Annotated in this window: 11 protein-coding genes; 8 read left to right on the forward strand and 3 right to left on the reverse strand. The window is 36.7% G+C overall.

Annotated features, from left to right (window positions below; genetic code table 11):
- Nucleotides 1–46 precede the first annotated feature (46 nt).
- Both nfsA and ACFYKT_RS07445 read left to right on the forward strand, forming a co-directional pair.
- Complete coding sequence (gene nfsA, locus ACFYKT_RS07440) at nt 47–796, forward strand: oxygen-insensitive NADPH nitroreductase (RefSeq protein ID WP_389217672.1); 750 nt, start codon at nt 47–49, stop codon at nt 794–796.
- Nucleotides 797–1,312: 516 nt separating this feature from the next.
- Nucleotides 1,313–3,208 carry a PrkA family serine protein kinase gene (locus ACFYKT_RS07445; protein WP_389217675.1) on the forward strand — a complete coding sequence of 632 codons (1,896 nt, stop codon included), beginning with the start codon at nt 1,313–1,315 and terminating at the stop codon, nt 3,206–3,208.
- Nucleotides 3,209–3,300: 92 nt separating this feature from the next.
- Here the strand turns inward: ACFYKT_RS07445 and ACFYKT_RS07450 are convergent, their stop codons facing one another.
- Nucleotides 3,301–3,447: a hypothetical protein gene (locus ACFYKT_RS07450; protein ID WP_389217677.1), complete on the reverse strand. Its 147-nt coding sequence runs from the start codon at nt 3,445–3,447 to the stop codon at nt 3,301–3,303.
- 349 nt (nt 3,448–3,796) lie between these two features.
- Between ACFYKT_RS07450 and yhbH the strand changes: the two genes are divergently transcribed.
- The gene (gene yhbH / locus ACFYKT_RS07455; RefSeq protein WP_389217680.1) at nt 3,797–4,966 is read left to right on the forward strand and encodes a sporulation protein YhbH; all 1,170 of its coding nucleotides are present in this window, start codon (nt 3,797–3,799) and stop codon (nt 4,964–4,966) included.
- 112 nt (nt 4,967–5,078) lie between these two features.
- Here the strand turns inward: yhbH and ACFYKT_RS07460 are convergent, their stop codons facing one another.
- Both ACFYKT_RS07460 and ACFYKT_RS07465 read right to left on the reverse strand, forming a co-directional pair.
- Nucleotides 5,079–5,849, reverse strand: coding sequence for a DUF1829 domain-containing protein (locus tag ACFYKT_RS07460; RefSeq protein ID WP_389217683.1), 771 nt, complete (start codon nt 5,847–5,849; stop codon nt 5,079–5,081).
- Nucleotides 5,850–6,302: a DUF6978 family protein gene (locus ACFYKT_RS07465; RefSeq protein WP_389217685.1), complete on the reverse strand. Its 453-nt coding sequence runs from the start codon at nt 6,300–6,302 to the stop codon at nt 5,850–5,852. It lies immediately after the preceding gene.
- 1,355 nt (nt 6,303–7,657) lie between these two features.
- Here ACFYKT_RS07465 and ACFYKT_RS07470 point away from each other — a divergent pair.
- The 5 genes from ACFYKT_RS07470 (at nt 7,658) to ACFYKT_RS07490 (ending at nt 13,138) form a co-directional block, all read left to right on the forward strand.
- Nucleotides 7,658–8,350 carry a DUF1538 domain-containing protein gene (locus ACFYKT_RS07470; protein ID WP_389217688.1) on the forward strand — a complete coding sequence of 231 codons (693 nt, stop codon included), beginning with the start codon at nt 7,658–7,660 and terminating at the stop codon, nt 8,348–8,350.
- On the forward strand, nt 8,347–9,117 hold the full coding sequence (locus tag ACFYKT_RS07475; protein WP_389217691.1) for a DUF1538 domain-containing protein: 771 nt from the start codon (nt 8,347–8,349) through the stop codon (nt 9,115–9,117). Before ACFYKT_RS07470 ends, ACFYKT_RS07475 begins: the two co-directional genes overlap by 4 nt.
- Nucleotides 9,068–9,481, forward strand: coding sequence for a P-II family nitrogen regulator (locus ACFYKT_RS07480; RefSeq protein WP_389217694.1), 414 nt, complete (start codon nt 9,068–9,070; stop codon nt 9,479–9,481). Before ACFYKT_RS07475 ends, ACFYKT_RS07480 begins: the two co-directional genes overlap by 50 nt.
- The gene (locus ACFYKT_RS07485) at nt 9,474–9,827 is read left to right on the forward strand and encodes a P-II family nitrogen regulator (RefSeq protein WP_389217697.1); all 354 of its coding nucleotides are present in this window, start codon (nt 9,474–9,476) and stop codon (nt 9,825–9,827) included. The genes ACFYKT_RS07480 and ACFYKT_RS07485 overlap by 8 nt, the downstream gene beginning before the upstream one ends.
- A 281-nt stretch (nt 9,828–10,108) precedes the next feature.
- Nucleotides 10,109–13,138 (forward strand): hybrid sensor histidine kinase/response regulator, encoded by a 3,030-nt coding sequence (locus ACFYKT_RS07490; RefSeq protein ID WP_389217700.1) that lies wholly within the window; start codon nt 10,109–10,111, stop codon nt 13,136–13,138.
- The last annotated feature ends 79 nt before the right edge of the window (nt 13,139–13,217 follow it).

Here is a 13,217-nt window from a genome sequence, read left to right on the forward strand (position 1 = left end):
CTGTCTAGTTCCAGCGCATTTCCTGAAAATGAGAGGATGAGAAAGTATGAATGAAAGTATTGATCTACTATTGAATCATCGTTCGGTTCGCCAATTCGAAGACAGGCCTTTAACGAGAGAACAAAAAGAAACAATTGTTTCCTGTGCACAGGCAGCTTCAACATCAAGCTTTATTCAAGCCTATTCAATCATTGGAGTGACAGATAAAGAAAAGAAACGAAAGCTCGCTGAATTAGCAGGAGGACAAGCATATGTTGAAGAGAATGGTCATTTCTTTGTTTTTTGTGCAGATTTGCACCGTCACGAAATGATTGGTAGCATGGAAAATAAAAATGTAGTTCCTTCTATTGAAAGTACGGAAAAATTTATGGTTGCGCTCATTGACACAGCCTTGGCTGCTCAGAATGCAGCGATTGCTGCTGAATCAATGAGCCTTGGCATTTGTTATATTGGGGGTATCCGAAATAAGCTTGAGGATGTTTGTGAACTTCTGCAAATCCCTTCACGAGTGCTGCCATTATTCGGTCTAGCTGTCGGATATCCAGCCGAAATGACAGAGAAAAAGCCACGGCTTCCAATTAACCATATTTACCATGAAAATGAATACCGTCAAAATGAGGAAGAAGATCAGGAGCAGCTTGAAATGTATAATCAAATCATTTCTGATTATTATCTTGAGCGGACAAAGGGTATGAGAAATGATACATGGACAAGCCAAATGGCAACAATGCTTGAGAAGCAATCAAGAATGTATATGAAAGAATTTGTGAAGAAAATCGGAATGGATCGTATATAAAAACAAAAAGCTGCTGAAATTCAGCAGCTTTTATTTAAATTATTTACTTGCACCAGAACCAGGCTTATCTTCGTGACCAGATGTTAAAATAGCTGTTAAGAATGTTATCATAACACCGATAATGAGAATAGTCTTCATGTATATGTATCCTCCTTTATTATATTCGGTAAAAATAAAAGAAATATAAATTTATTATAGCCCATTTCATTCAAGCTGTGAATGAAATGTATGGAGATTTTTTAACACTTTTATTGATAGCCGCTAATTAGTTATCGATACCATTGCCCTTTAAAGGCGTAAATGTCCCTTTTTATCAGGTTAAATATTTTATCCTCATGTCTAGTATTGACTTCATTTCTCCCTACCATTCTTATGCTTTCGCCATTTCGAAAAATATATCTCTTCTCTCTCGTTGAAAAAGGACAACCGAAAACAGACACCAATTAGCATGTTCACTTACCTCATCGCATAGATTATATTAATCGTCTTGAGAAAATGCGACAAGGGGAGGTCCTTATGGATATACTAAAAAAAATCGAGATGTATCGTCATGAAGAAGAGAAGCTTAAATGGGAAGGGACTTTTGGAGAATATTTAAATATTATTAAAGAAAAGCCATGGGTTGCCCAGTCTGCACATTCACGGGTATACAATATGATAAAAGAAGCCGGAGTGGAAGATGTAAAAGGGCAGAAACGATATCAATTTTTCAGCAATCAATTATTTGGTCTAGAGGAAGCTCTTGAAAGACTAGTAGAGGAATATTTTCATCCAGCGGCCAAAAGGCTGGATGTTCGGAAAAGGATCCTATTATTAATGGGGCCAGTCAGCGGGGGGAAATCAACTCTGGTGACGATGTTAAAAAGAGGGTTAGAAGCTTATTCGCATCATGATAGGGGAGCCGTCTTCGCAATTAAAGGCTGCCCAATGCATGAAGATCCGCTTCATTTAATTCCACATCATCTTCGCAAAGATTTTTACGATGAATATGGGATTCGAATTGAAGGGAATTTATCGCCATTGAATAGTATGCGGCTTGAACAAGAATATGGCGGCCGAATTGAGGATGTGCAAGTCGAAAGAATTATTTTCTCTGAGGATCGCAGGGTAGGAATTGGAACATTCAGTCCATCAGATCCAAAATCGCAGGATATCGCGGATCTCACTGGAAGTATAGATTTCTCAACGATTGCTGAATATGGATCAGAATCAGATCCGAGGGCTTACCGTTTTGATGGAGAGCTCAATAAGGCGAACCGTGGAATGATGGAGTTCCAGGAGATGCTTAAATGTGATGAGAAATTCCTCTGGCATCTACTCTCTTTGACACAGGAAGGTAATTTTAAAGCAGGAAGATTTGCCTTAATTTCTGCTGATGAATTGATTGTAGCTCATACGAATGAAACAGAATATCGCTCGTTTATTTCGAATAAGAAGAATGAGGCGCTGCATTCACGAATTATTGTCATGCCAATTCCGTACAATTTAAAGGTTTCACAGGAAGAGAAAATCTATGAGAAAATGATTCGTGAAAGCGATGTGGCAGATGTTCATATTGCTCCACATACATTAAGAGTAGCGGCCATGTTCACAATATTAACCCGTTTGAAAGAGCCGAAAAAAGGCGACATCGATTTAGTGAAGAAAATGCGTCTCTATGATGGTGAGAGTGTGGAAGGCTATAATCGGGCAGATGTGGAAGAGTTGAAAAAGGAACATGCGGACGAAGGGATGAGCGGTATTGATCCGCGTTATGTCATCAACCGTATTTCTTCAACTATTATTCGCAAAGAAATTTCAACGATCAATGCCCTTGATGTGTTGCGTTCATTGAAAGAAGGGCTGGATCAGCATCCATCTATTACTCCTGAGCTGAAGGAGCGCTACCTAAATTATATTTCACTTGCTCGTAAGGAATATGATGATATTGCCAAAAAAGAAGTTCAAAAAGCATTTGTTTACTCGTATGAAGAGTCAGCGAAAACATTAATGGATAACTATCTTGATAATGTCGAGGCGTATTGCAATAAATCAAAGCTTCGTGACATATTAACTGGTGAGGAAATTAATCCAGATGAAAAGCTTATGCGTTCGATCGAGGAGCAAATCGGTATTTCTGAAAATGCTAAAAAGGCATTCCGTGAAGAAATCCTGATCCGTATTTCCGCATATGCGCGTAAAGGAAAACGGTTTGATTATAATTCCCATGATCGTCTCCGTGAGGCGATTCAAAAGAAATTATTCGCTGATCTGAAAGATGTTGTGAAGATTACAACGTCGACAAAAACACCTGATGAACAGCAGCTTAAAAAAGTAAATGATGTGGTTGCACGCTTAATTGATGAGCATGGATACAATTCCACATCTGCAAATGAGTTGCTTCGTTATGTAGGCAGTTTGTTAAATCGGTAGATAAAGGTGAACGCTTGGAAGTGAAGGGAAATAGAAAGACTGACAGAACACTGTCAGTCTTTTTTTTACAATTCATAAGCTGTTCCATCATTCTAGTAATTCTCTTCACTGTCAGCTGTTTGCAGCACATAGTTCATTTGCTCGAAGCAAGTCGGACAAATGGGTTTATTTTCAATATATGTTGTACTATCATACATTGAAAGCTCGCCACAACGATCGCAACAAAGGAATTCGCTCATTATTTCACCCCTTATGTATAGATTAATATACTTTATTATGACTTGTCTTATTTTATGAGTGCAAATATTTGAGAGCATGAGCATGTCCAATTTAAATAATCTTGTGGCTTATTATCGAAATTATTTGTAAATTATTTTGAGTTCTTGCATAGGATAAAGTAATAAACACTAAATGGACTAGAGTTGTCCAGAAAGACTTTTGAAGAACTTTAGTAAATGGATTTCGGCATATGTTTGAAGTTGGAGAATCAGGTAAGGTTGGAGTTAGTATGAGTGTTCACATTCTCGATATTGTATGTCAACTCGGGTCAATGTGTGCAAAAGAATTTAATAAAGGAGGGCTTAAAAAATGACCGATGCAAATAACCATCAGTTTGTAATTTCTCAAGAAGATTGGTCCCTCCATCGCAAAGGCCATGATGACCAGCAGCGCCATCAGGAAAAAGTTCAGGATGCCATACGAAATAATTTACCAGATCTAATAACCGAAGAGAGTATCGTGATGTCGAATGGTCGTGAAGTAGTAAAAATCCCCATTCGTTCTTTGGACGAATATAAAATTCGTTATAATTATGATAAAAACAAACATGTTGGTCAAGGAGATGGAGAAAGTCAAATCGGTGATGTCGTAGCGCGTGACGGATCACAAAGTGCAAAGGGACCAGGAAAAGGGCAAGGAGCAGGCGATCAGCCCGGTGAAGATTACTTTGAAGCAGAAGTATCTCTCATGGAAATTGAAGAAGCACTTTTTAGCCAGTTAGAGCTGCCAAATTTAAAACGAAAAGAACAAGATGAGAACATCGTTGAAAACATTGAATTTAATGATATTCGAAAAACAGGATTAATGGGAAATATCGATAAAAAAAGGACAATGATGACCGCGTTCAAGCGAAATGCAATGACAGGCAAGCCAAGTTTCCATCCGATTTATCAAGAAGACTTAAAATTTAAAACATGGAATGAAGTCATTAAACCGGATTCAAAGGCGGTTGTTTTAGCCATGATGGATACGAGCGGTTCAATGGGGATATGGGAGAAATATATGGCTAGAAGCTTCTTCTTCTGGATGACCCGATTCCTGCGCACCAAATATGAAACCGTCGAAATTGAATTTATCGCCCACCATACCGAAGCAAAGATTGTCTCAGAGGAAGATTTCTTTTCAAAAGGAGAAAGCGGAGGAACAATCTGTTCATCAGCCTACCGGAAATCCCTTGAACTAATCGATGGCAAATACAATCCCCGCAAATATAATATTTACCCTTTCCATTTTTCAGACGGTGACAACCTAACATCAGACAACGCCCGCTGCGTCAAGCTTGTCGAGGAACTGATGAAGGTTTCGAATATGTTTGGGTACGGAGAGGTTAATCAATATAATCGCCATTCAACCCTCATGTCCGCCTACAAGAACATTAAAAATGAAGATTTCCGTTATTATATATTGAAACAGAAGGTTGACGTATTCCACGCGATGAAGAGCTTTTTTAAGAAGGAAGAGAATAAGCAATTTGCTTAGGGGAAAGGCCGATTAGGCCTTTTCTTTTAGTTTTGTCACTGAAGTAGAAAATAACAATAATATTAGCCCGATGAGGAAAATGAAAAAATATCCCAAAAGATAGATTGGGATATTAAGCGGATAATTCTTTAATATATTTTTCTTTTTTTGTCCATAGTATCGGAGTTACATCATACTGGGCAAATGCACTTAAAATATTCTTGTTAATTTTTTTATCTGTATCATTTAGAAAAGCATATAATACAGCTTCGGACTTTCTTGTCTCACGTGTATCATCCCAAGAAAAGAGAAGTGTTTCAGCTTTGTCTCTAGTTGGATTGTTAATAGCTTTTATTATACGTTCAGGATTTTCTTTGAATTTTGGGATGATAAAATCATAATTGTGTGTAAAGCCACTTTTCCCAAAAAATGATACATTTTCTGAATAGCGGACATCATTTTTATATAAAAAGTTCTCAACTTCCTCCAAAAATATGGATGTAACATTTTCCCTTGTTGTCATAAACATATCGTTGACTGAGAGCATCGCCTGTAAGAGAAAATGCTTTTTTTGGGGGAAATCTTTCAGAGTTGCTTTTACAAATAATTCCTCATTGTTTCGCTTTACACCAAATTTGTTCAGGATATTATCGAGAATTTCTTTTCGCCTTTTAGTGGAAAATACATCACACCCAGACATTTGTAATTCATCTATAACATGACCATCATCTGATAAGATTAAAGAATCTCCGTCTGGTATGACGTAAATTTGCATACGGTCATTATTTCGATCTAAAAGAGGGGAGGTAATTTGAAAAACACCATTTATATCTCTTATGGTTATTTTTTCGTTTAACCAATTTATATAAGATGTTTTCAATTGATCTTGATTAATTATTGTCATTTAAACCAAACCTCCCTCCTGATATGAAAAATGGTTTATATTTGTTACTTTATTATATTCAAAGAAATCAATCAATATTTGTAAAAGGTTTTCTGGATCTGTTTTAATTATTTGGGGCAATGGGTAGGCCCATGATAAGTTGTAGCCTTCTTTATAAATATGAATATGAGGACATTCAATAGTAGTACCATCTGGGTTGTCATGAGCTGGACCTTCAATATCTATTCTGAGCAAATCGTGAGTATTTTTATACCTGGACATATATGTACATTTTTTTATGTTGTATTTCCCTTTTCGATTTATATAAAACTTAAATAAATCTTTATTATTATTATTACTTTCTGCTTCAATAATTATATGTTCAGTAGGGGAGGGGAATTTTATGATAGTTCCTCTATGTTTTAAAGATTTCAAAACATTAATATAGTAATCTGCTTCTTTTTGAGTCAGCAACTTAACCACTCCAACATTTCATAATTATTTAAACCAGTTTTCTCTTCTTAGCTTCCCTATCTCTCCACGGAAGTAAGAATAATTCTACCCAGTTTTTATCACGCCATATTATTTTTCTGGCCTCTGCTTCATCTTTTGCGGCTTGAGTGTATGTACCTGTAGTAATGATTTCTGATAATGGGCATTTGTGATTTTTTTATATTTTTATCCCTTTTAATTAAAGGAATTGATTCAACCTTTCGGACCTTGATAGTCAAGCTAGCAATAAAGAATTTGTCATTTGATGAAATTTAATAAAAAAGAAAATTATTCATGGCTAGGAGTCATCTTTTAAAATGCAAAAGCGATTGTACATTCTCTTTTGGCATATGATTGCTTTACAGTTTAAGTAATAAAATCAGGAGAATGTTCCTACCTATAAACATACCATTTTTAGGGAGAGAATTGTTTAAATAGGTATGAAAATAGTTGGAGTTGATGGGACTTTACAAAATAATTTGAAGACTGCATTTTATTTAAAACTGAGCATTTTTTTGATAATTTGTTATGAATTTATACAATGTATAGATCATGTACAGTTAAACCAGTATAGTCGTCATTCAACCCCCATGTCGAAAATTATATACTAAAGCGTAGAAGACGTATTCCACGCGATGAAGAGCTTTTTTAAGAAGGAAGAGAATAAGCAATTTGCTTAATGGAGCCATGTAGTTAGTGGGAGACTGGGATTTTTAGGGGTACAAACAATAAAATAGCTGAGTGATGCACAAGCAAATCCTTATATGGAGTTGCTTGTGCATTTTTATTTTCATTCAATGGAAACTTCTAAAACTTAGAGCCTAGTATGGGGTGGGTATCAAGCGAACTATCCTTCACCAATAGTATGAAGGACAAAACAAGATCGCAGAGCAATCAAATCGTCCTTATCAAGTGTATGAAGGACAAAACAATGTCGCAGAGCAGTCAAATTGTCCTTCATCAAGAGTATGAAGGACAAAACAATGTCGCAGAGCAATCAAACTGTCCTTCATCAAGTGTATGAAGGACAAAACAAGATCGCAAAGCAGTCAAATCGTCCTTCATCAAGTGTATGAAGGACAAAACAATGTCGCAGAGCAATCAAACTGTCCTTCATCAAGTGTATGAAGGACAAAGCAAGATCGCAGAACACTCAAACTGTCCTTCATCGGGGGCCGGAGCCATCTGTGTAGAAACCGCAAAGTAATTTACGCGAAATAAACGAAATATTCTAAAATAGGTAATTTCTAATACTAAATGAAGATAAACTAATCATATAAGACTCTTTTCTAAGCTTCGTGTCTATTAATATATAAATCTGAGCTGAGGAGGATGGGATGGAAAATATTAATGATACTGTGAAGGAAGTGGTTTTTGCGATTTTGCCGTTATCGTTAGTTGTCATTATTTTGCAGTTTACGATAATCGGTATGCCGACGGATATTTTTATTCAATTCATTATTGGGGTTATTATGGTTTCGATTGGTTTGATTCTTTTTCTTCTGGGCGTAAATATTGGTTTATTGCCCATTGGGGAAATGATTGGGTCAGCGTTGCCGAAAATGGGGAAGGTTTGGCTCGTTGTGGTTTTCGGTTTTCTTCTCGGTTTTGTTGCGACGGTTGCTGAGCCTGATGTACGTGTATTAGCCACGCAAGTCTCTTCGGTTTCAGATGGAACAGTTTCAGGAACTGTCTTAATTTATACGGTTGCTTTAGGCGTTGCCATTTTTGTTGGTTTAGCGATGCTGCGGCTCGTATTAAATATTCCAATTACCTATATTCTAGTGGGGGGCTATGGCTTAATTTTTTTACTAGCAGCATTTACTCCCGATCAATTCGTACCGATTTCGCTTGATTCAGGTGGAGTAACAACTGGTCCAATGACGGTTCCTTTTATTCTAGCATTAGGTGTTGGAGCTGCCTCTGTGCTAAGAGGAAAATCGGCTTCTTCAGACGGATTTGGATTGGTCGCCCTAGCTTCGATTGGACCGGTATTAGCAGTACTCGTGTTAGGGGTGATCTATGGATGAATATTGTTATATTTGAAGGATTCTCTCATATCTTATATGAAGTGGCGATGGCGCTTATTCCTCTAATCATTTTTTTCTTATTCTTTCAATTCTTTGTCTTAAAACTTCCATTAAAAAAATTAAAAGATATTCTAGTCGGTATGTTTCTTACGTTCTGGGGGCTGGCTTTCTTCCTGCAAGGTGTTCATATTGGATTCTTGCCTGCTGGAGGAGCAATGGGGAAAATTCTTGGCGAAATGGATTTCTTATGGATCCTGATTCCAATTGGGTTTGTATTAGGTTTTGTCGCAACCTTTGCCGAACCAGCTGTAAGTGTATTAATTCATCAGGTTGAAAAAGTTTCTGGAGGGTACATACCTCAGAAGGTGATGCTATATACTTTATCAATTGGTGTTGCGGTATCTGTTGCATTAGCGATGATTCGAATCATTTTTGGAATCCCTATCCTATATTTTATCGTGCCAGGGTATTTATTAGCGCTTCTTATTACTAAGTTCTCCTCACGAACGTTTACAGCGATTGCATTTGATTCTGGAGGCGTTGCAACAGGACCGATGACAGCAACCTTTCTTGTTGCAATGTTTGTAGGAATCTCTTCAAGTATTGATGGACGGGATCCATTGCAGGATGGCTTTGGGATGGTTGCTTTAGTAGCGCTTTCTCCAATATTATCAGTATTAATCTTAGGGTTACTTTACGGCCGAAAGGAGAAAGAGAATGAACGCAAACTCCAGCCAAATGATCGAGCAGTTGAACACGAATCATAAACTGTTAGTAACGATTGTCCAAAAGGGCTTGGCGTCAAAAGTTGTTAAAGCTTCTAAGAGTGCTGGCGCAAAAGGAGGCACGATCCTTTTTGGACGCGGACATGGGATTCATGAAAAAAGAACGTTCTTAGGATTTACGATTGATTCAGATAAAGAGGTGATTTTAACCTTAATGCCAGAAGAGATAATGGATCATATATTATCGGCAGTTGAAAAAGCTGCGAATTTACACAAACCATCACATGGCATTGGCTTTGTTGTTGATGTCAAAAAACTGGCAGGCATTGCCCATCTATTGAAGTTTTATAAAAATACTAAGACAGAATCAATAAATAAAACTGATTGTGGAGGGTATAATGAATAACTCGATTCTATATGATGTGATTGTCACCATTGTTAATAAAGGACATTCCGAAAGAGTAGTGGATGTTTCGAAAAAAGCCGGTGCAGAGGGCGGGACCATTCTTAATGGCCGTGGAACCGGAATACATGAGCAAGCAAAGCTTTTTTCGATCACCATTGAACCTGAAAAAGAAATTATTCTAACATTAATTGATCGAAAGAAAACAGATAAGGTATTACAGGCGATCATGGTCGAGGCAGAGCTTGAAAAGCCTGGGAAGGGGATTGCTTTTGTACTTGAAGTGGAACGGACAATTGGTATTTGTCATTTGATGGAAAATTATAGTCAGGAGCAGTCTGAAGAGTAAGAAGGAAGTTTCCCATGACTTTTCATACTCCTTTTAGAGAAAAGGCTTATTAAGGCCTTTTTTTGTTTAAGACGGCTAGATACATTTCTTTCAGGCTTCATAATGATCGTTTCAAAAAAGCTTCATGATCTAATAATGACACAAACTTGAATTATTGAGTTTTACTAGAACTTCCCATGAGAAATTCGTTGAATATAGTCGAAAATCCGCATACAATTTACTTATACAGATAGAAATTCCTCGTTAAGAGCTCAATAATTTGAAATAAGGACAACCATACAATGAAAAAAATATATTTTCCCCTTATTTTTACTATGCTAATGGTAAGTATCATTCTCACATATTTATTTCTTGATCAAAAGAAATCAGATCCACCTCAAGCCATTAATGGTGTTATAGATCTTCGCCAGTACGACTTTAGTCAAGATAAGCCGGTTGCATTGAATGGAGAGTGGCAGTTTATTTCTGGTAAACTGGCTGATTCCAATGATTTTGATTTGCAGCAATCCCATATTGTTCAGGTCCCATCCTTATGGACAAGCTATAATCTTGATGGTGAAAAAGTACCTAAATATACAAGTGGTACGTATCGCTTGAAGATACAAGTCGATAATCCAGAAATGATTTTAGGAATAAAAACAAGTAATATTCGCATGTCTAATGCGATTTATATGAATGGAAAACTTATTGGTCAAAGCGGTAGTCCTGCTGAGGATTCCTCTTATGTACAACATAATACTCCCTATGTTTCCTATTTTGTACCTGGGAAAAAGGAGATCGAGCTTCTTGTTCATGTCGCTAATTTTGATTATGCATCAGGTGGGGGAATATTGGGTTCAATTTTTATTGGAGACCAAGTAAGTATTGGAGAATTGAGGGAAAGCTCACTTGCATATGATTGGGTGACGATTGCTGCCTTTCTAACCATGTTTATTTATTTCCTGGGTACTTTTCTCCAATCGAGAATCGGTGTGGAGCAGCTTTACTTTTCTCTATTTTGTTTAGCGAATGTTTTATATGCTGTATCGCATGGTGAAAAAGTTTTGCTGGCAATTTTACCTGCTATCCCCTATGAACTATTTGAAAGAATTCAAGCGGTTTCAAGTATTCTAATTGGAATATTTGTCCTGTTATATTTCTATTATGCTTTAAGGAAATTTGCTCATAAAAAAATAGTGAAAACTCTTTGTATCACTGGAATTGTACTGAATGCCTCTGCCTTGCTACCGGTACATATTAACTCCAATTTGCAAATCGTTAATTCATTATATATATTTATCGTTTTAATTTATATTATCTATATTCAGATAAGAGCAATTTACAAACGATCTATTGGAGCTACGTATTTAATTATTAGTTCCTTTACTATTTTTGTCTACTTTGTTGTTGCGACTTTAAATGTGATGATGAATTTCGAAATTAATAATTTGCCGCCATTGTTTCCATTCATTTGTTTAACAATGCTTTCACTTTTTATTTCGCATCGCTTCACAGATTCATTTTTAAAAAAGAGAGAGCTCTCAAATGCACTGTTACGCATTGATAAATTGAAGGATGAATTTCTTGCGAAGACCTCTCATGAATTTCGAACCCCATTACATGGGATCATTGCTATTTCACAATCAATGCTTGATAAAGATAAATATTCTTTAACAACTGACCAAAAAGAAAAAATGAATCTAATTGTTGGTATTGCCGAGCGGTTATCGCATCTTGTGAATGATATTCTGGACTTTTCAAAATTAAAGGAAAAGAAGTTTTTGAAGCTTGATGTTGCTCCTGTCGATTTGTATTCTGTTACACATGTTATTGTAGACATCTTTATGTTCATGAAAAGTAAAGATGTAACGATAGTAAATAATATTCACCGTGGACAGCTAGTTTTAACAGATGAGGAGAAACTTCGTCAAATCTTATATAATTTGATTGAAAATGCGGTTAAATATACGGACCTAGGCAAAGTGGAAATTAATTGCTATGAAAAGGAAAAACATGTTGTTATTGAAGTAAGTGATACGGGTTGCGGGATTGCTCCAGAAAATATAAAGACATTATTTGATCCATTTCAGCAATTTGAAAATTCAATGGGAGGGACAGGACTTGGTTTAAGTATTACAAAAGAACTGGTTCATATTCAGGGCGGCGATATTGCCGTCACATCAGAAGTTGGGAAAGGAACAACCTTTTTTATTACTCTTCCAAAAGCAGTTCAGCTGGATGAGAAAAATAAGAGCGGAGAGAAATTGCTCTATGCGAAACAGTATCCATTTCAGCTGGTACTCCCACATATTGTAGAAAATACTGGTCGAAAAAAAATTCTCATAGCTGATGATGATCATATCAATTTGAAAGTGCTGATCGATACCTTGTCAATGGAAGAATACTTCATCATTGCGGTAGATAGAGGAAAGGCAGTTTTAGAACAAATAAATAAGCATCCTGATGTGGATCTCGTGATTTTAGATATTATGATGCCCGAAGTTTCGGGGTATGAAGTTTGTCAGCAGCTAAGGAAATCCTATCCTTTGTCTGAGCTTCCGGTTCTAATGCTGACAGCAGCTATTCATCCAGAAGATATGGTGGCAGCTTTTCAGTCAGGGGCTAATGACTTTCTGCATAAGCCGCTTGATTCGTCGGAATTAAAGACAAGAATTCGAAATCTACTATTGATGAAAGAATCGGCAGAAACAGCGACCAAGATGGAAGTTGCGTTTTTACAGGCACAAATTAAGCCCCATTTCGTTTACAATGTTCTAAATTCAATTCTCTCACTTAGTTACTTGGATTTGGACAAGGCGAGAACAATGATTACAGACTTTGCCAACTTTTTAAGAGGGAGCTTCTCTTTTGAAAATACAAGCAGACTTGTTCCGCTAGAAAAAGAGCTTTCACTCGTGCAATCATACGTGAATATTCATCGCACTCGATTTCCAGAGCAATTGGAGTGGGAAATTCAAATGGAGAATCCAATTCATTGTCTAATTCCACCACTGTTGCTGCAGCCACTTGTAGAAAATGCGATTCTTCATGGACTGAAGGCAAAGAAGGAAGGCGGAAAAGTAGCTCTTGTAATCATAGAGGAAAGTGGAATGCTTGTTTGCAGAGTTGTGGATAACGGTCAAGGAATTCCTAAGGAGATGCTTAATGGTTTTAAAAAAGGGCTTATTAAACAAGGGGTTGGACTCCACAATATTTCCAAACGATTGAAATACTATGAGGAAGCCTTTATTCATTTCGAAAGTGAAGAGAATAGTGGTACGATCGTTGAAATTCGATTCCCGTTGATTCGTTATACCGATAATCTAGATTGAGATTATGAAAGTAGCTTTGATTGAGTATGGTTCCAGAAGAAAATGGCCTATTACAGTAGTTAATATTCCTAAGATTGGC

The sequence above is a fragment of the Cytobacillus mangrovibacter genome (assembly GCF_042865275.1).
In the GTDB taxonomy this organism is placed as follows: Bacteria; Bacillota; Bacilli; order Bacillales; family Cytobacillaceae; genus Cytobacillus; species Cytobacillus mangrovibacter.

Bases quoted from the DNA above. Each gene is read 5' to 3' on its own strand.
- ACFYKT_RS07490 (WP_389217700.1), top strand. From the start codon at position 10,109: ATGAAAAAAATATATTTTCCCCTTATTTTTACTATGCTAATGGTAAGT.
- ACFYKT_RS07470 (WP_389217688.1), top strand. From the start codon at position 7,658: ATGGAAAATATTAATGATACTGTGAAGGAAGTGGTTTTTGCGATTTTG.
- nfsA (WP_389217672.1), top strand. From the start codon at position 47: ATGAATGAAAGTATTGATCTACTATTGAATCATCGTTCGGTTCGCCAA.
- ACFYKT_RS07485 (WP_389217697.1), top strand. From the start codon at position 9,474: ATGAATAACTCGATTCTATATGATGTGATTGTCACCATTGTTAATAAA.
- ACFYKT_RS07450 (WP_389217677.1), bottom strand. From the start codon at position 3,447: ATGAGCGAATTCCTTTGTTGCGATCGTTGTGGCGAGCTTTCAATGTAT.
- ACFYKT_RS07460 (WP_389217683.1), bottom strand. From the start codon at position 5,849: ATGACAATAATTAATCAAGATCAATTGAAAACATCTTATATAAATTGG.
- ACFYKT_RS07475 (WP_389217691.1), top strand. From the start codon at position 8,347: ATGAATATTGTTATATTTGAAGGATTCTCTCATATCTTATATGAAGTG.
- ACFYKT_RS07445 (WP_389217675.1), top strand. From the start codon at position 1,313: ATGGATATACTAAAAAAAATCGAGATGTATCGTCATGAAGAAGAGAAG.
- yhbH (WP_389217680.1), top strand. From the start codon at position 3,797: ATGACCGATGCAAATAACCATCAGTTTGTAATTTCTCAAGAAGATTGG.
- ACFYKT_RS07480 (WP_389217694.1), top strand. From the start codon at position 9,068: ATGAACGCAAACTCCAGCCAAATGATCGAGCAGTTGAACACGAATCAT.